Source organism: Pseudomonas sp. TSRC2-2 (assembly GCF_049897785.1).
Taxonomy (GTDB): domain Bacteria; phylum Pseudomonadota; class Gammaproteobacteria; order Pseudomonadales; family Pseudomonadaceae; genus Aquipseudomonas.
On sequence record NZ_JAFCWZ010000001.1, the window covers coordinates 340697 to 358426 of the forward strand.

The 17730-nt window shown below is 58.3% G+C and carries 20 protein-coding genes; 9 read left to right on the forward strand and 11 right to left on the reverse strand.

Features of this window, described 5'->3' with window-relative positions; all coding sequences use genetic code 11:
- Positions 1–131: 131 nt before the first annotated feature.
- Both ACP7D9_RS01595 and ACP7D9_RS01600 read left to right on the forward strand, forming a co-directional pair.
- Positions 132–1673 (forward strand): phospholipase effector Tle1 domain-containing protein, encoded by a 1542-nt coding sequence (locus ACP7D9_RS01595; protein ID WP_426155262.1) that lies wholly within the window; start codon positions 132–134, stop codon positions 1671–1673.
- Complete coding sequence (locus ACP7D9_RS01600; RefSeq protein ID WP_101155193.1) at positions 1673–2326, forward strand: DUF2931 family protein; 654 nt, start codon at positions 1673–1675, stop codon at positions 2324–2326. Before ACP7D9_RS01595 ends, ACP7D9_RS01600 begins: the two co-directional genes overlap by 1 nt.
- A gap of 108 nt (positions 2327–2434) precedes the next feature.
- Here the strand turns inward: ACP7D9_RS01600 and ACP7D9_RS01605 are convergent, their stop codons facing one another.
- Together ACP7D9_RS01605 and ACP7D9_RS01610 are read right to left on the reverse strand one after the other, a co-directional pair.
- On the reverse strand, positions 2435–3538 hold the full coding sequence (locus tag ACP7D9_RS01605; RefSeq protein ID WP_426155264.1) for a DNA alkylation repair protein: 1104 nt from the start codon (positions 3536–3538) through the stop codon (positions 2435–2437).
- Positions 3539–3540: 2 nt separating this feature from the next.
- On the reverse strand, positions 3541–4146 hold the full coding sequence (locus ACP7D9_RS01610; protein ID WP_426155266.1) for a glutathione S-transferase: 606 nt from the start codon (positions 4144–4146) through the stop codon (positions 3541–3543).
- A gap of 405 nt (positions 4147–4551) precedes the next feature.
- Between ACP7D9_RS01610 and ACP7D9_RS01615 the strand changes: the two genes are divergently transcribed.
- From ACP7D9_RS01615 to ACP7D9_RS01625, 3 genes are all read left to right on the forward strand, one after another.
- Positions 4552–4956, forward strand: coding sequence for a TraR/DksA family transcriptional regulator (locus ACP7D9_RS01615; RefSeq protein WP_016775095.1), 405 nt, complete (start codon positions 4552–4554; stop codon positions 4954–4956).
- 614 nt (positions 4957–5570) lie between these two features.
- Positions 5571–6794 (forward strand): methyl-accepting chemotaxis protein, encoded by a 1224-nt coding sequence (locus tag ACP7D9_RS01620; RefSeq protein ID WP_426155584.1) that lies wholly within the window; start codon positions 5571–5573, stop codon positions 6792–6794.
- A 109-nt stretch (positions 6795–6903) separates the two neighbouring features.
- Complete coding sequence (locus ACP7D9_RS01625) at positions 6904–7107, forward strand: hypothetical protein (protein WP_313004815.1); 204 nt, start codon at positions 6904–6906, stop codon at positions 7105–7107.
- Positions 7108–7112: 5 nt separating this feature from the next.
- On the opposite strand, the gene ACP7D9_RS01630 is transcribed toward ACP7D9_RS01625, so the two are convergent.
- Both ACP7D9_RS01630 and ACP7D9_RS01635 read right to left on the reverse strand, forming a co-directional pair.
- The gene (locus tag ACP7D9_RS01630; RefSeq protein ID WP_101155185.1) at positions 7113–7352 is read right to left on the reverse strand and encodes a DUF2789 family protein; all 240 of its coding nucleotides are present in this window, start codon (positions 7350–7352) and stop codon (positions 7113–7115) included.
- 51 nt (positions 7353–7403) lie between these two features.
- Entirely contained in the window at positions 7404–7616 is a 213-nt protein-coding gene (locus tag ACP7D9_RS01635; protein WP_256589658.1) for a hypothetical protein, read from the reverse strand.
- 478 nt (positions 7617–8094) lie between these two features.
- Here ACP7D9_RS01635 and ACP7D9_RS01640 point away from each other — a divergent pair, with 478 nt between their 5' ends.
- From ACP7D9_RS01640 to ACP7D9_RS01655, 4 genes are all read left to right on the forward strand, one after another.
- A complete protein-coding gene (locus ACP7D9_RS01640; RefSeq protein ID WP_313004960.1) occupies positions 8095–8544 on the forward strand; it encodes a hypothetical protein in 450 nt (149 codons plus the stop codon).
- Positions 8541–8738: a hypothetical protein gene (locus ACP7D9_RS01645; protein WP_101155179.1), complete on the forward strand. Its 198-nt coding sequence runs from the start codon at positions 8541–8543 to the stop codon at positions 8736–8738. Before ACP7D9_RS01640 ends, ACP7D9_RS01645 begins: the two co-directional genes overlap by 4 nt.
- 125 nt (positions 8739–8863) lie before the next feature.
- The gene (locus ACP7D9_RS01650) at positions 8864–9880 is read left to right on the forward strand and encodes an ABC transporter substrate-binding protein (protein ID WP_101155178.1); all 1017 of its coding nucleotides are present in this window, start codon (positions 8864–8866) and stop codon (positions 9878–9880) included.
- A gap of 92 nt (positions 9881–9972) precedes the next feature.
- On the forward strand, positions 9973–10413 hold the full coding sequence (locus ACP7D9_RS01655) for a DUF3995 domain-containing protein (protein ID WP_426155269.1): 441 nt from the start codon (positions 9973–9975) through the stop codon (positions 10411–10413).
- A 57-nt stretch (positions 10414–10470) separates the two neighbouring features.
- Here ACP7D9_RS01655 and ACP7D9_RS01660 read toward each other — a convergent pair whose 3' ends face one another.
- The 7 genes from ACP7D9_RS01660 to ACP7D9_RS01690 all read right to left on the reverse strand — a co-directional run bounded on the left by ACP7D9_RS01660 (position 10471) and on the right by ACP7D9_RS01690 (position 17687).
- On the reverse strand, positions 10471–10833 hold the full coding sequence (locus tag ACP7D9_RS01660) for a Na+/H+ antiporter subunit G (RefSeq protein ID WP_426155271.1): 363 nt from the start codon (positions 10831–10833) through the stop codon (positions 10471–10473).
- Complete coding sequence (locus ACP7D9_RS01665) at positions 10830–11108, reverse strand: K+/H+ antiporter subunit F (protein ID WP_016775085.1); 279 nt, start codon at positions 11106–11108, stop codon at positions 10830–10832. The genes ACP7D9_RS01660 and ACP7D9_RS01665 overlap by 4 nt, the downstream gene beginning before the upstream one ends.
- Complete coding sequence (locus tag ACP7D9_RS01670; protein ID WP_101155172.1) at positions 11105–11593, reverse strand: Na+/H+ antiporter subunit E; 489 nt, start codon at positions 11591–11593, stop codon at positions 11105–11107. The genes ACP7D9_RS01665 and ACP7D9_RS01670 overlap by 4 nt, the downstream gene beginning before the upstream one ends.
- Complete coding sequence (locus ACP7D9_RS01675; RefSeq protein WP_313004825.1) at positions 11590–13269, reverse strand: monovalent cation/H+ antiporter subunit D; 1680 nt, start codon at positions 13267–13269, stop codon at positions 11590–11592. Before ACP7D9_RS01675 ends, ACP7D9_RS01670 begins: the two co-directional genes overlap by 4 nt.
- The gene (locus ACP7D9_RS01680; RefSeq protein WP_016775082.1) at positions 13266–13610 is read right to left on the reverse strand and encodes a Na+/H+ antiporter subunit C; all 345 of its coding nucleotides are present in this window, start codon (positions 13608–13610) and stop codon (positions 13266–13268) included. The genes ACP7D9_RS01675 and ACP7D9_RS01680 overlap by 4 nt, the downstream gene beginning before the upstream one ends.
- Positions 13610–16528 (reverse strand): monovalent cation/H+ antiporter subunit A, encoded by a 2919-nt coding sequence (locus ACP7D9_RS01685; RefSeq protein WP_426155273.1) that lies wholly within the window; start codon positions 16526–16528, stop codon positions 13610–13612. Before ACP7D9_RS01685 ends, ACP7D9_RS01680 begins: the two co-directional genes overlap by 1 nt.
- Before the next feature lie 223 nt (positions 16529–16751).
- On the reverse strand, positions 16752–17687 hold the full coding sequence (locus tag ACP7D9_RS01690; RefSeq protein WP_426155275.1) for a DMT family transporter: 936 nt from the start codon (positions 17685–17687) through the stop codon (positions 16752–16754).
- Positions 17688–17730: the final 43 nt, after the last annotated feature.

Genomic DNA, 17730 nt, shown 5'->3' on the forward strand with positions numbered 1-17730 from the left:
GGCTCATTCCTTTTTGGGAGTGAGCCTGCTCGCACTGACGCTCCATGGCTGGCACACCGCCACGGCTTGCACCGCTCCCTCCCGGCTGTCACCCTTCTGGCCGTTCTTCAAGGATCAGAAGGAATCAAGGATTGAGTGGCTACGTTCCAAACCCGCCGAAAAACTATCGCTACGAAGAAGCCAAACCCGTCGACATACACGCCCGGCATTGGGCCGAGTATGAGAAGCATGGGAAAGAGCCTGCGCGCGAACCTGAGAAAATCGGGATTGCGTTGAGGATCGGGGTGTTCTTTGATGGCACGGGCAACAATGCGAACAACTCTGCTGCGGGGTTGTTGTGTGGCGCTCAGCATCCGATTGCGCCTGAAGATATTCCCGCCAGTTGCCAGCCTTATATGGGTGATCCGGATAGTAGTTATGGCAACGATGTCAGCAATGTGAAGAAGCTGAGCGAACTGTATGGAGCAACACGACTCGCTGAGGGAGAAGGGCCACGAAAGAGAGCTTTCGGTATGGTCTACGTCGAAGGTATAGGTACCCGTTCAGGTGAAGAAGACAGTAAATTCGGCGCCGGTACAGGACGTGGTGAAACCGGCGTTGCAGGGCGAGTCCAATCCTGTTTCGCGGTGATCGAGCAGCGTATCACTGAAGTATTGGACAAAAATCCCGGTAGTGAAATTGCTTCGTTGACTTTCGACACGTTTGGCTTTAGTCGCGGTGCCGCAGCCGCCAGACATTTCGCCAACGAGATAGTGCGTGGCAAACAAGGGCCTTTAGGCGACATTCTCCGCAGTATGTCCGATGCCCTCAGTTCGACCTTTGTTGATCAGTATCACAGCGACATCAACGTGGGCTTCATTGGGCTGTTCGACACGGTACCGTCGATTGCTGGATGGTCCAATCTGGGCAACATAAAAAGCGCAGTCGCAACGGGGGTCAAACTCTATCTCGACCGACGTTATTTCACCGACGTTGTGCAGTTGGCTGCGCGGGATGAATGCAGGGCTAACTTTGCTCTCAATCGAGTAGCGATGGATCATCCGGAAATCGTCTTGCCGGGTGTGCATTCCGATGTGGGAGGGGGTTACCTTGAGGACGCTGAAGAGTGTGTTCTCGTTAGCCCAATGCAGACGCTAGAGGTCGGTACGTATACTGACGTCGCTACCACATCGATCTACCAGGATGCGATCAATGTGAGAAATCAGTGGCTAGCCAAGGGTTGGCCGCTCGAAAATCTCGAGATCGTTACGCCACCGCCATTACTGCTACCGGTCAGCCCTCAGGATCGACTTAGTCCTCAAGTCAAGCGAGTCTATGCGGCCGTCCAACTCAAGCGTCCGGTGAGTGGATTACTGTCGAGAGTGAGCCTGCGCGTGATGCATCAACTCGCCAGAGCTAAAGGCGTTCTCTTCGAAGACATTCCCGAGACGCCAGACTTCGCCGTTCCTGAAGAACTCAAGCCCATGTGTGATCGTTTTGTCTCCGGCGACTACAGCACCACGCCAGAGGAGGAGCAAATACTCAAACTCAAGTACATTCACACGTCCGCCAACTGGAACCATCCGCTTGGCAGGAGAGATGGGAGTGGCATCAGAGCTGTTTACATCAACGCCCCCACGGAAGATGCAATCCGAGTAAAGCACCCACACGTACCTGACTGGACGCTTTGGTAATGAAGTTATTTACAGCACTGCTGTGTACGCTTTTTGTGGCTGGTTGTAATGCCGACCCGCTGTCAGCAAAAAACGACCCTAAATCCCCTTGGTGGGAACTCGGTTTCACCGAACCCAACTACATGAAGGTCTGGGTTGAAGACACTGCTGTGGAAGATATAAAGGGAAAAACATTTCTGCGTACCGGTGGTGGATCGGCATCGGGCGGGCAACCTGAAGACGGCACCGAATCGGCCCGTGGTTGGGGCGGAGTGGGCGCGTCCGCAAAAGCCGTGGTCGGCGCTGATCTCCCAAAAAGAATTTTTGTTCGCTGGCAGTCCATCGTAGAGCCTCAAACTTATCGGGCTTGGGTAGATATACCCGAAGAAGCCAGGCAAATGATGCGGACTTCGGTCGCGCAGCGCTGCGCGAAAACACCAGAGCGGCGGAGTACCTATATTTCATCGGTCTATCTGGGCCTGGCGCCTGGCGGCGTTGTGCAGGTTTGGGTCAGAGACGAGTGCCACCATCCGATCAAAGTCGCCAGAGCACAGGCAGAGATCGAGCCTTTAGGACCGAGTCAGGGTAAGAACCAAGGACGCTACGCCTATCCCGTCAGCGAAAAGTCCAAGCGCTATATCGAGAAATTCGGCATCCCGTACGGAAGTTGGTAAGCGCTGAAGCCGTGAGTCGTCCACTGTGCCGCCGCGCGCAATGTCGAAGCACGGCTGCCAGTGCACTGAACCGCTACCGGCTGTTTTGGTAAATAAACAACTCACGCCTCAAATCAAAACCTCAAACGCCGCACTACCCAACACCTCCCCATTAACCATCACCTGCACCCCATGTCGCCCGGCAAAATGCTTGCGCGTAGTAAAATCCTTGATGACTTGATTCCGTCGCACTACCTCAGTCCCGAAACCCGCTAATCCCAAAGTCTTCAACTTGAAAACCTTCCTCGAAACCCCGCCATTCGCCTTCACATACTCAATCGCATAATCAATCACCAGCCTTTGCTCGTGCGCCACCATGGACTTCACCGTAAACGACAAAGTAATCGCTTCCCCCAACCTCACCACCGCAGGCTCAACCCGCGCATCCAACAACTCAACCTCAGCCTTCGCCCCTGCGCCAATCACCGTCAGCGCGCGCACGTCGCCCTGTTTGATCAAACTGCGCAGCGCATGCTTGGCAATCCAGGCCGTGTGCTTGTTCTCCAGCGACCAACCTTCAATCGTGTCCAACACCCACTGCGGATGCACCTTCGTCACGTCATTCAAATGATTTGCCACCGACTTGCGCACGTACAAGCTCTCGTCCGCCTTCAACCGATCCAGTATCCCGGCGGCCAGCTGCGGATCAGCCTGCACCGCTTCCAGGCGGAACGACCACGGCAGGCGAGGGCGGCTGCCTTCGCTGGCGAGGCGGCGGACGTGGTGGTTTTCGTCTCGGGTCCAGTCATGCATTCGTTCCAGCGAGCGCTCGAGGTCGCTGCGCAAAAAGTAGCGGATGGCGAATTCGGAGGAGCCGAAGCTGGTGAAGTACTTCAGCGCGTCTATTGAGGTGTCGAACGCATGGGCGCCGTAGCTCGCGACGTAGTGTGGCAGGCACATGCTGACGAAGCCGCTGTTCAGCCGTGGCGCGAGTTCGAACAGCACTTCAAGGGAATCTTCGTAGTCCAGCGGCAGCACGGCATGCAGGCTTTCGCTGACACGCGCCATGCGTTGCATTACTGATAGTTCAGCGAGTCCGTCCTGGGCGTGTTTGAGAAACGTCTTGGCCTTGAACGCCGGGTACACCGCGCTCATTTCGTCAGCGATGTGCTGCAAGCGCTCGGCGTTGAAGATTTCCTTTAACGCCGGGGCGGCGGTGTCGGTGGAGCTCATGATCAGTTCATCGGTGTGCTGATGAACGCATCGGTGCCTTCTGCGTAGGCGGTGTATTGGGCGATACGTGGATAGCGCGCGGCGTCGATCTGATCCGGCACGACAAGGTCGGTGAAGCTCCAGGCAACCGCCAGACTGATGCCGTCCTGGGCGAGGGAGCCGTCGACAGGCAAGTCACTGTGTTCAAGTTCTTTTTCCAGCGCGGTAAATGCGGCGGCGAGCTGGCCTTCGACGCGTTCGACCCACGGCTGATATTGAATGTCGGCCGGGCGCAGGTTGCGTTCGTAGTAGAGCTGCACGGCTTTTTCGCAGGCGGCGAGGCTCAGGCCGATCAGGCGCAGGGCCTGGGCGCGTTGTTTGAGATCGCTTGGCAGCAGGCTTTTGCCGGAGCTGGCTTCGAGGTAATCGAGGATGAGGGTCGAGTCCATGAGGACCACGCCGTCGTCGAGGATCAATGTGGGCGCCTTGACCACAGGGTTGATCTGCTGGAATCGTTCGAAGTGGCGGAACACCGAGACCGACTCGTGTTCGAGGTCGATCCCTAGGCATTTGGCGGAGATTGCTACGCGGCGCACGTAAGGGGAGTCGAGCATGCCAATCAGTTTCATGACGCGTTCCTTCAAGTCGAACCGGTGGGAAGGCATAACCTAGCCGAGCCTGAGGCAATTGTCAGTCCCTGGTGTTCGTTGGCGTGCGAAGCGCAGGCAGTGCTGGCTATCCTGCGTTACGGTTAGCCGTTTGTCTTCTATATACAGCCGCTCGACTGAATTTCTTGCTATAAACGCACTCCGATGGCCGTGTGGCACCTGTGTCAGAGCAGTTTCCGGGTCCTGTCGGACAAATTCCCTGTATTTACAGTTGCTGAGGCTGTGATCGGGCCTTAGACTGCCGCCCCTCGTAAATTGAGTGCCGGGTGGCGTTTGCAATAAAACGATGCCTTTTCGACGGCCCGACACGGTTCGCCGAAACGCTCCCTTATTCGCCTTAATGCACGTTTTTTTATAGAGATATCAATGACAAAGGACAAGTTGCTGGCCATGCCGGCAGATGACTACATGAATGCTGAGCAACACGCTTTCTTCACTGAGCTGTTGCAGAACATGAAAGTCGAAACCCACGAGCGCATTGAGCAAAATCGTATCGCCATTGAAAGCCTGGACACCCCGGCTGACCCGGCGGATGCGGCTTCGGTTGAAGAAGAGCGCACCTGGCTGGTCAACGCGATCGATCGCGACCAGCGCATGCTGCCGCAGTTGGAACAAGCCCTTGAGCGCATCAAGGACGACAGCTTTGGCTGGTGCGACGACAGCGGTGAGGCCATTGGCCTGAAGCGCCTGCTGATCAGCCCGACCACCAAATACTGCATCGAAGCTCAAGAACGTCACGAGCAGATCGATAAGCACCAGCGTCAGGCCTGATTCTGTGGGGTGACCCTCTCAAAAGAGGGCACCTTGAAAAGATCGCAGCCTTCGGCAGCTCCTACACGGGCGTTGCTGAAGGCTGCGATCTTTGTTTTTGCTCGTCTGCATTTTGCCCAAGCGGTTTTCATTGACCTGCCACAAACCCCCCACGACTAACGGACCATGGATAATGGCGTTGTAGTGGCGTTTAATGCAGTCACAACAATGACAACGAGCGTGGGGTGATGAACATGACGAGAGACGGATCTCTGGTTGGGGTGCTGCCTGCACCAGTGCTTTTGCCGAAAAACCGCTGGATTGCGCCAACCCTGCAAAGCATCGCCCTGATGCTATTGCTCGCCGGCATGGCCATGGCCGAATGGTCGCTGTACATCGGCATGCCGCTGGCGGTGCTGATCGTCTGGCTGCCGCGCCTGCGTTCGCGCAGGGTTGCTGATGCAGCGCCGGTCGATACTGCCGGCGAATTATCTGCGCTGACTCGTGATCTTTCCTACACCACCAGTCACAACGCACTGTCTGCGGCCGGCGTCGCGTTCTCGGTCAAGGCCCTGGCGAGCAAGCTTGAATCGCAACTCGACGCGGCGGCGCAGATCGTCAGCAACGCCGAGGTGATGATCGCTACCGAACAGGCGACTTCACAGCTCAGCCGCGAGGCGCTCGATGCCGCCAGCGAAGCGCATCACAGCAGCGCGGCGGGGCGTAGCGAGCTGCTCGATTCGATTTCGCGCATGCAGCAACTCAGTCAACGCGCCAATGCCAGTCGCGAGCTGATCGAAGCCTTGAGTGTGCGCAGCGACGACATTCAGCGCGTGACGCTGGTAATTCAGTCGATTGCCAGCCAGACCAATTTGTTGGCATTAAACGCTGCGATCGAAGCAGCCCGGGCCGGTGAGCACGGTCGCGGTTTCGCTGTGGTCGCCGATGAAGTGCGCGGATTGGCCGCGCGCACGGCGGCGGCAACGGGCGAAGTCGGGGAGATGGTTGCCGACATTCAGCAACGCACCGCGCAAGTGGTGGCGCAGATTCGCGAGCTGTCGAGTGATCTGCACACTGGCGTAGAACAGGTCGAGCACACCGGTCAGCATCTTGAGAACATTGCGCGACTGGCGGCCGGCGTTGAAACCCAAGTCAGCGAAATCGCCCGGGGCGCGCAAACCAATCGCGAGCAGCTCGACGCGCTGTTCAACGCGATTGAGCAAATGCGCAGCGATCTGGCGATCAGCGATCAACAGACCCGCCGCCTCGCCGAGGCAGCGGTGCAGATGGAAGGGCAGGCGGAGACCATCAGTGAGCGTCTGGCCGAGGTGGGGCTGGACGATTATCACCAGCGCATCTATGACTTGGCCCGCGAAGGTGCGAGCCAGATCGCAGCGCGCTTCGAGGCAGATGTCGAGCAGGGCCGAGTCAGTCTTGATGATTTGTTCGATCGCAGCTACCAGCCGATCCCGGGCACCGAGCCAACCAGGTTTCAGACCCGGTTTGATCGATACACCGATCAGGTCTTGCCGGCAATTCAAGAGCCTCTGTTAGCGCGTCATGAAGGTTTGGTGTTCGCGATCGCCTGCACGCAGCAGGGATATGTCCCGACGCATAACCGGGCATTCAGCCAGCCGCTGACCGGTGATATTCAGATCGACACCGTGAACAATCGCACCAAACGCAAATTTGCCGACCGCACCGGTATCCGCTGCGGCAGCCATCAGCAACCGGTGCTGTTGCAGACTTACACGCGTGACACGGGTGAACTGATGCATGATTTGTCAGTGCCGATCACGATCAAGGGCCGGCATTGGGGCGGGTTGCGGCTGGGCTACAAACCTGAAGCCCCGCGCTGAGATTATTACCGTTGACGCAATGAATCTGTGCGCGGCGATTGCTGTTTCCATCCGCAGGAAAGCATTAATCTTCCGACTTAGTTAGGTAGCTAATTACTTCGGAGAAGACATGCAGTGCAGGGTAGACGTGGCAGTGATGATCGGCAGCGGTGTTCCGGCCGGATTACGAGCGATGGGGCGCAGTGTGTGCTGGGTGGTTTTGCTCAATGGTGAGCGACGCGGCACAGCGTTCGCCAGTCGCGATGAGGCGGAGGAGTGCAAGGCTGCCTGGCTCGAACAAATGAACATCGAGCCCGGCGACAGCCTGCACTGATCGCCTTATTTGCCGCGATGCAAACGTACGTTCAGCTCATCTACGATCGGCGCTTCTTCGCCATCCGCACGCAGCCATTCCTTGAGCAATTGCGCCTGCTGGGGCGTCCAGAAATCGGCATCAATGAGTTTCGTGTCCTGGTCCAATGGATGGGCCTCGACAAAATCGTTGATCGACGCTTCGTCAGACGGTAGGCCCAGCTGTTCGAAAAGGGTGGTCAGGTTGAGCTCGGTTGGCAGTTCCATCATCTACTCCTGGGTCGGTGCCGGTGCGGCTTGTTCATTTCACTCCCCTTATCAGAGGCAGGTGCTGGCGTGGAGTTCGATTTTTGATTCAAGCGAGCGGGCGAGGGCGCACGCTTCGTTGTGATTGCCGCGGAAACCTCTGACACGGCCGGTGGATATTTCCTTGATATGAAAGAAGGCGATGCCCGCCGGCACCACCTGAAAGTGCGGAGTCTGCTGATTGTTAGAAGATGTCGGTGGGTTATGGAGGTCGGTTACTTGCATTGCCAGAGATGGGTTGATTCGCGCGTCAGCCGACGTGGCAAAATGAGTCAAAGTGCACATATGAAGTCCTTTTCATCAGTCGGGCCGGGAATTAGCGGCCGTTGCGGGTAGTCGTAATGAGCATCGCTGCTCTAAAATCGCCAGAACCTGCTGACGACGTGGCTTATCTAAAGCAATTTTTCGCCAGCGATATGTCGGAAAAGTGCTTTTTTTCGTGAGAAATTTCCCTAAAGTTCGTAGTCAGATTTGCTCTAGTCGTACTTGAGGCTTTTTCCTTCAGGCTTTGGCGATTTCAGAGCAGATTTCACTCATGACAATCCAGTAGTCTACGAACCTCGCGATTGGAGAGCGCTTTGCTCGCGCCAGGTTTTTGAGTGTTTTGCAATTTTCATCGGCCTTGCCGTTTCTTTGCCGTGGGCGTTTTTCGCAGCGGTTTTTCAAATGTGGGGATGTTTCTTTGGCAGTCAGTAACCTCGATATGCATGCTTTGTTCGTGCTGGGTGATTTGCGTGCAAAGCTGGTCAAGCAATTCCAATCACGTTTTGTTTACATCACCGAGCAAAACGCCGAAGGCATTTACATCGCCGAAATCGATACCGAAAGTGCGTTGGTGGTCGATGACAAACCGGGACTCAAACTAAAGGTAGGCGACCATTTCATTGCATCGGTCCTCCCTAGTCGTGAAGGCGGCAAGTTGGACATTCGCTTTCGCGACATCAAGCTGTCGGTTTATGGATTGGGCGACTACGCGTTTGTCAGTACGGCCGACGGTCACGCGATCCTGTTCAAGGAAGGCCATAGTGTCGTTACCGTGTTCGCCGCCAATGAGCAGCTGCAGGAAGGCCTGACCAAGACCTTGAAAGCGGTTACCGCCAAAGCCGCCAAATGGCGCAAGGGCGAACTGGTGACCTTCAAGGCCAGCGAGTGAATCGAGCAGACTTCCATTTGCAAAACCTCGACAGCGCACGCGAAGAAGCGCAGCGGTTGTTCGCCCGAAAGGCCGATTTGCAAGGTGCCTGGCTGAATTGGGTGGCGACGCAGATTTATGCATTGCAACCGGCGGCTTACGCCAGCATGGTCAGACGTGAGCTGCACAGCCTGCAGGAAAAGTCTGAAACGTAACCTTGCGCGCATCCCATCCCGAAAAAAGCAGGAACCTCGGCTAAAGTCAGTTGACTGAGTCATTCAGAGGCTTGCGTTTCTGTCAGGCCAACTGCCATTGCTGTGAACAGCACGAGGTGCGATGCATGAACGGATTTCGACGGTTACTGGCCGCCAGCGTGGCCACCTTCGGTTTGCTGACGTCGGCGCAATCGCTGCAGGCGGCACAGACGCCGATCCACTTTGCCGACCTTAACTGGGAAAGCGGCAGCCTTATTACCGAGGTGCTGCGGGTGATTGTCGAGAAAGGCTACGGCTTGCCGACCGATACACTGCCGGGCACTACCATTACCCTTGAGACCGCACTGGCGAATAATGACATTCAGGTAATTGGCGAAGAGTGGGCCGGGCGCAGTCCGGTCTGGGTAAAGGCCGAAGCCGAGGGCAAAGTCGTTGGCCTGGGCGATACGGTAAAAGGCGCCACTGAAGGTTGGTGGGTGCCGGAATATGTGATCAAGGGCGACCCGGCCAAAGGCATCAAGCCGCTGGCGCCAGATCTGCGCAGTGTCACTGATCTGAAGAAATACAAAGACGTGTTCAAGGACCCTGAAAGCCCGGGCAAAGGGCGTTTCCTCAATAGCCCTATCGGCTGGACGTCGGAAGTGGTCAACAAGCAGAAGCTCACCGCGTATGGCTTGCAGGACGATTACACTAACTTCCGCAGCGGTTCGGGTGCCGCGCTGGATGCCGAAATCAGCTCTTCGATTCGTCGCGGCAAACCCGTGTTGTTCTATTACTGGTCGCCGACGCCTCTGCTTGGCAAATTCAAACTCGTGCAACTGGAAGAACCGCCGTTCGACGCCGAAGCGTGGAAGACGCTGACCGACGCCGATAATCCCAATCCTGAACCGACCCGCTCGCTGGCATCGAAGCTGTCGATTGGTGTGTCTACGCCGTTCCAAAAGCAGAATCCGCAGATCGCCGAATTCTTCAGCAAGGTTGATTTTCCAATCGAGCCACTGAACAAAGCACTGGCAGACATGAGTGACAAGCACACCGCGCCTCGTGAGGCGGCGGTAGCGTTCATGAAGGCGCATCCGGATGTGTGGCAGGCGTGGCTGCCCAAGGATGTGGCTGACAAAGTAACGGCTGATCTGAAATAACGCGGTCAGGCCACCGTACCGCCGACCGGTCGTGCATGGTTGGAAAACCCGACTACGATGGTTTGTTCAAATCCCTTTGAAGGATTTCAACCATGACCTTTGTGTTGGCTCAATGGCTGGTGGCTGTCTTCGCGGTAATCGGCCTGATGCACGTGTATTGGGCTTTGGGTGGGCAATGGGCGGCTGCTGTGGTGGTACCGCAAGTGCCGGTGTCGGGCTTCGTCGCCACAGTGCGCCCGGCGTTCAAGCCGTCAGGCGGGCTGACCTTGTTAGTGGCGGCTGCGCTGCTGGTGATCGCGGCGCTGGTTTGCATGCGGGTCGGTTGGGGAATGCCGGCGGTGCAGCACAAGGCACTGCAATGGGTCATCAGCGCGATTGCGTTGCTGATGTTTGCCCGAGCCATCGGTGACTCGAATCTGGTCGGCTTTTTCAAGGAAGTGAAGGATTCGCGATTTGCGCGACTGGACACGTGGGTGTACTCGCCGTTGTGTGCGCTTTTAGGAGCGGGGCTTTTGGCGGTGGCTTGGGTCTGAAAGGCAGGAGCAAGCGATCGTCCGATCACGGCCCAAGCCTTGGCACCTTTGGATTGACTAGCTACCGCTCTCAGTCCGACGGCTACTAACCTCAGCCGGCACATCATCTCCAGCCATGCGCTTGCGGAACAACGCTGCCCGCGCCAGCAACAGGGTGGTCACCGGCACGGTGATCGCCAACAGGACCGGAATCAGCCAGGCGTGCACCACCGGCGCGGACTTCAGCGCTGAAAAACAGATGATCGACGCCAACGCCACACACCAGGCGCCGATTGTCGAGGCCAGTGCTGGCGGATGCATGCGCTGGAAGTAGTCCTTCATGCGCAGCAATCCGGTCGCGCCCAGCAGCGTGAACAAGCCGCTGAGCACCAGCAGAGTCGCCACCGGAATCTCGATCCATAAAGACAATTGGGCATTCATTCGATGACCTCTCCACGCAGCAGGAATTTTGCCAGTGCAAACGAGCCGACGAAGCCGAACAGAGCGATCAGCAGCGCCGCTTCGAAGTAGGTATCACTGGCGTAACGAATGCCCAGCGTCAGCATCATCAGCATGGCGACGATGTACAGGTAATCCAGAGCCAGTACACGATCCTGAGCTGACGGTCCCTTGAACAGACGCACCAGGGTCAGCGCCATCGCTACGCAGTACAGGAACAGCGTCAGCAGGATCGCATTCGACAGCAATGGGCTCATTCGAAAATCTCCATCAGCGGGCGCTCGTAAGTGCTCTTGAAGTGCTCGATGAACTGCGCTTCGTCGTTCAGGTCCCAGACGTGCAGCAATAGAACGCTGCGGTCCAGCGCCAGTTCCGACCACACGGTGCCGGGTACCACGGTGCAGATCATCGCCAGCGCCGCCAGGCCATGAGCATCGCGCAGGTCCAACGGCACCTTGATAAAGCGTGAGTTGGGCGGGCGACGTCCGGCGTTAAGTACGCCCCAGGCGACGATCAGGTTGGACATGATCACGTCACGGCCGACCAGGAGGAACAGGCGCAGGATGGCCATGGGGTTACGGATGCGCGCACGTTTTGGTCGCAACTTGCGCATCATCAGCGGCGCGGCGAAACCCAGTGCGGCGCCGAGTAACAGGTTGCCCGGGCTGACCGACAGGTTCAGGGTCAGCCACAGAATCCACAGGGCCAGCGATAACCACGGCGCCGGAAACAGTCGATTCATGGCTGCACCTCGAGCATGTCGGCTCTGGCTTGCGGGCTCGGTACGGCTCGAGTGCCAAGGACCGCCAGCACATATTGCTGCGGATTGTTCAGCGCTTCGGCCGTGGCCTGGGTGTAGCGCAGCAGCGGTTCAGCCTTGAAAGTCAAGGCGATGCTCAGCCCGAGCAACAGGAAAATCGGCGCGCATTCGAGTTTGCGCAGCAACGGTGACGGACGCTCTTCCGGCGTCCAGAAACGCTGGATGCCCAGGCGAGAGAAAGCCATCAGGGAGGCCAGACCAGTCAGGATCAACAGCGCCAACAGTCCCCATGCGCCGGGAGACAGTGGCGCCTCGGTACCCAGTCCCAGGGGGTTGAGCAATGCGCCGATCAGACTGAGCTTGCCAATGAAGCCGGACAGCGGTGGCATGCCGATGATCAACAGGGCGCAAGCGATAAAGCTCAAACCGAGAAAGGCCATGGTCCACGGGATGACCTGGCCCACCACGGCTTTCTGTTCGTCGTCGAGGTTGATGCCCTTGGGCGGCTGCAGCGATTCCTGCGGCCGCGGCAGCAGTTCGCTTTCGTCCTCAAGGGGAATTTCATTGGCCGAGCGCGAGCGCTCGATCAGTTCGGCGAGCAGGAACAGCGCGCTCAGCGCCAGGGTCGAGCTGACCAGATAGAACAATGCAGCGCCAATCAGGTTTGGTTGGGCGAAACCGGTCGCCGAGAGCAGGATGCCCGCCGACACCAGTATGCTCAGGCTGGCCATGCGCTCCAGGCGTTGCGCGGCAAGAACTGCCAGCCCTGCGCAGGCCATGGTCGCCATGCCGCCATAAATCAGCCAGTCGCCGCCAAAGAACGCCGAAGCGCCGGCCTGACCTGAAAAGAGCAGGGTCCACAGGCGCAGCAGCGTATAAACACCGACCTTGGTCATGATCGCGAACATTGCCGCCACCGGCGCGCTGGCCGAGGAATAAGCCGGCACCAGCCAGAAATTCAGCGGCCACATGCCAGCCTTCGCCAGAAACGCCACCGCAAGAATCCCTGCCCCCGCATGCAGCAAACCACGGTCGGCTTCCGGCACCAGCGGGATTTTCATCGCCAGATCGGCCATGTTCAGCGTGCCGGTCACGCCGTAAATCAACGCCGCGCCGATAAGGAACAGTGACGATGCCAACAGGTTGATCGAAATGTAATGCAGCCCCGACGACACCCGCGCCCGGCCCGAGCCGTGCAGCAACAAGCCGTAGGATGCGGCAAGCAACACTTCGAAGAACACGAACAGGTTGAACAGATCCGCCGTCAGAAACGCCCCATACAGGCCCATCAATTGAATCTGGAACAACGCGTGGAAACTTGAGCCGGCGCCGTCCCAGCGAGCCATGGCAAACATCAGCGCGCTGACGCCGATCACGCCGGTCAGCACCAGCATCATTGCCGACAGACGATCAACCACCAGAACGATGCCGAAGGGGGCCTGCCAGTTGCCCGGCAGATAAACGCCTATGGAACCGGGCACACCGGTGGTCTGCGTCCATTGCAGGAGCATCACCGAAATGAACAGGCCGAGGAAGCTGGAGAAGAGGTTGATTTTGGCCTTCAGCGGCCGATGCTTCTCGCCCAGCATCAGCATGATCGCGGCGGTCAGCAGCGGCAGCAGGATCGGAGCGGCGATCAAGTGAGTCATCACCATCATTCTTTAGGCTCCCGGCCGTCGACGTGGTCGGTGCCGGTCAAGCCGCGCGAGGCGAGCAGTACGACGAGAAACAGCGCGGTCATGGCGAAGCTGATGACGATGGCCGTCAGTACCAGCGCCTGGGGCAAAGGGTCGGTGTAGTGCAGCAGATCCTGGGTTACGCCGTCCTTGATCACCGGCTCCTTGCCGATAAACAGGCTGCCCATGCTGAAAATGAACAGGTTGACGGCATAGGACAACAGGCACAGGCCCATGACCACCTGAAAGGTTCGCGGGCGCAGGATCAGCCAGACTCCGGACGCGGCCAGAATGCCGATGGCGATTGCGATGACTTCTTCCATCAGACGGCTCCTTTGCTGGCGACGGATTTGGGCAGCGATGCAGTCTTGTGTCCGCGCACCGATTGGTGGGCGAGGGCGGTGAGGATCAGCAGTGTCGACCCGACCACCACGGCGTACACGCCGATGTCGAAAAACAGCGCACTGGCGATATGAATATCGCCGAGCAACGGCACGCTGATGTGCCACGTGTGAGTGGTCAGAAACGGATAGCCCACCAGCATCGCACCGAGACCGGTGGCAGTGGCGAACAACAGCCCGGTGCCCATCCAGCGCAATGGGCGCAGGCTCATTTGCGCCTCCACCCACTGCGTGCCTGCGACCATGTACTGCAGGATAAAAGCCACCGACATCACCAGCCCGGCGACAAAGCCGCCGCCCGGTTGATTGTGCCCGCGCATGAACAGGTAGAACGACACCACCAGTGCGACGGGCAGCAGCAGACGCACCAGCACCGCCGGCACCATCATGAAGCCAAGCGCGGTGTCACTGGCCGAACGCGGGTTGACCAGATCGGTCACCACGTCGGGTGCGAGCAAGCGTTGCTGGGCCGGCAATTGCAGGCTTTCTTTCGGCGGGCGGAAGCGGCGCAGCAGCGCGAACACGGTGAGCGCCACGGCGACCAGTACGGTGATTTCACCAAGGGTGTCGAAACCACGGAAGTCCACCAGCATCACATTCACCACGTTGCTGCCGCCGCCCTCGGGCAGGGCGCGGCTGAGGTAGAACGACGAAATGTGGTTAGGCGTCTGCCGGGTAAGCATGGCGTAGGACAGCAGCGCCATACCCGCACCGACCGCAATCGACAGCAGCAAGTCGCGCAGACGCCGAATGCGCGCCTTGCGCAGGCTGCCTGGCAGCGGAGAAACCTCTTCAATGCGTCGCGGCAACCAACGCAGGCCGAGCAGGATCAACACCGTGGTCACCACTTCGACCGCCAGTTGCGTCAGCGCCAGATCAGGGGCCGAGAACCAGACAAAAGTCACGCAGGTCATCAGGCCACAAACGCTGACCATGGTCAGGGCGGCGAGACGGTGATACTTGGCTTGCCATGCGGCGCCGAGCGCACAAGCGATTGCCAGCAGCCACAGGGTCACGAAGACGATGGAACCAGGGATTTTCGGTCGCTCGCCCCAAGTGAGAGTGCTGTGCAGCATCGGGATCAGACCGGCGAGCACGGCGGCCAATACCATCAGAAAGAGCTGCATCTGCAGTCGCTTGGTACCCAGTCTCCTTTCGACGCGCCGGGCGAGGCGCATCATCACCACCAGACTGCGCTCGAACAGCCGCTTGCCGTTGAAGCGCCCCACCAATGGTGGGTACTTGAAGCGACCGAGCTTGAACTGCTTGCGCAGCAACAAATACAGAAGGATGCCGCCGGTCATGGCGATCAGGCTCATGATCATCGGTGCGTTCAGGCCGTGCCAGATGGCGAGACTGTATTCCGGCAACACGCCCCCAACCACCGGCAGTGCCGCAGCCGCAAGCAATGGCCCGATGATTTGCGCCGGAAAAATCCCCACCAGCAGACAGGTGAAGACCAGCAATTCTACTGGGGCGCGCATCCAGCGTGGCGGCTCGTGCGGGGTGTGCGGCAGGTCGGTGGCGGTGGGGCCGAAGAATACGTCGACAGTGAACCGCAGCGAGTACGCGACGCTGAACATGCCGGCGATGGTTGCGACGATCGGCAGACTGGTTTCCACCCATGCGGTGGCGTTGATGAATACTGTTTCGGCGAAGAACATTTCCTTAGACAGGAAACCGTTAAGCAACGGCACCCCGGCCATTGAGGCGCTGGCGACCATGGCCAGCGTCGCCGTATAGGGAATCAGTTTGATCAGGCCACTGAGTTTGCGGATGTCGCGGGTGCCGCTTTCGTGGTCAATGATGCCGGCGGCCATGAACAGCGAAGCTTTGAACGTGGCGTGATTGAGAATGTGAAAAACCGCTGCGACCGCAGCCAGTGGACTGTTGAGGCCCAAGAGCAAAGTGATCAGGCCGAGATGGCTGATGGTCGAGTAGGCCAGCAGACCTTTGAGATCGTTCTGGAACATCGCGCAGTACGCGCCGAGCAACAGCGTACACGCGCCGGCACCGCTGACGATATAGAACCATTCTTCACTGCCGGACAGCGATGGCCACAATCGTGCAAGGAGAAAGACCCCGGCCTTGACCATGGTCGCTGAGTGCAAATATGCCGAGACAGGCGTCGGCGCTGCCATGGCGTGGGGCAGCCAGAAGTGAAAGGGGAATTGTGCGCTTTTGCTCAGCGCGCCGATCAGGATGAGCGGCAGAAGAACGGGGTAGAGGGCATGTGCGCGAATCAGATCGCCGGCGGCCAGGACCTTGTCGAGGTCGTAGCTGCCTACGACATGGCCGAGGATCATGACCCCCGCCAGCAGGCTTAACCCGCCTGCACCGGTGACCATCAACGCCATATAAGCACCGCGCCGCGCATCGGCGCGGTGATGCCAGTAGCCGATCAGCAGGAACGAGAAGAGACTGGTCAGCTCCCAGAAAAACACGATCTGAATCAGGTTGCCGGAAATCACCAGGCCAAGCATGGCGCCCATGAACGCTAGGAAGAACGCGAAAAAGCGCGGCACCGGATCGTCCGGCGACATGTAATAACGGGCATATAAAGAGACGAGTGTGCCGATGCCCAGCACCAACATCGAGAACAGCCAGGCAAAGCCATCCATGCGCAAAATGAAGTTCAGCCCAAGGCTGGGCAACCACATGAATTCTTCGCGGATCACCCCGCCGTGGGCGATTTGCGGGTACAGCAACGCGACCTGAACGGTGCCGATCAAAGCGACCAGGCCCGCCAGCAGCGATTCGGCATTACGCGCATTGTGCGGCAGGACAGCTGCCAGACAGCTGCCAACGAATGGCAGAAGCAGTAGAACTATCAGGGACATAGGCTTCTAATCTGCGGAAGTTTGTGAAGCATCATACGTGCCAGTTCCCCGATCACCAAATGCGAGGATGTCTCAGAATCCTACAAAGTAGTCTCAAATTTTATGTTTAGTGTTGTTTCAACGAGGCGAATTTACCGTTGATCGCCTTATCGCGAGCAGGATCACTCCTGCTATATGCAACGCGTCGAATGAGCCTGCTCGCGATAGTAAAGGGGCGCGCAACCTAGCCAAGCGTTTTCCGCTCCCGCTCATCCTGAGCCTGAACAACCTTTCCCTTGGTCTTCAGCTCACTGACAATCACCGCCACAACAATCAGCCCGGCACCCACCAGCGCAATGGCCGGCAACCGTTCCCCGGCCATCCGTCCGACGATTCCCGCCCATACTGGTTCACCGGCATAGATCAACGTCGCGCGAGTCGGCGAAACACTTTTCTGTGCCCAATTCATCGCCACTTGAATCGCCGCACTGGCTGCGCCCAGGCCTAAAGCCGTCGCGAGCAACAACCAGGAAAAATCCGGAATCACTTCACCGGTCGGCACCACCAGCAAGAACGACAACACCGCGGTCACGGCCAGTTGCACCACGGTCACGCGTCGCACGTCCACCTGCCCGGCGAACGTGCTGATCAGAATGATTTCGGCAGCAATCGCTACGGCGCTGATCAGTGTCGCAATTTCCCCTGGGCTGAAATTCAAGGACGCACCCGAAGGGCCCGACAACAACATCAACCCGGTGAACGCCAGCATGATCCCGATGCTTGGCATCAATCCCGGGCGCCTTCCCATTACCAGCCATTGCAGCAGCGGCACAAAAGGCACATACAGCGCAGTAATGAACGCCGACTGGCTGCTCGGGATACTTTGCAGCCCGACCGTCTGCAAGCCGTAACCGAGCATGATCGCTACACCGATGAACGACCCGGCTTTCACTTCGAACAAGGTCAACTCGCGCAGGTGGCGCCAGGAAAAAAGCGCGACGATCGCCGCCGCCGCGGCAAAGCGCAGGCCGACGAAAAACATAGGGCCGCTGACAGTCATGGCGTGCTGCACCAGCAGAAAGGTGCCGCCCCAGATCATGGTGATCAGTACCAGCACACACTCGGCTTTGCTGAAACGGGAAAAGCGGATTCGGGAGGGAGAAATGTTCGGCGACATCATGACCTTGCGCACTGTAAAAGGGAGGCCGCACAATGCCGCCAAC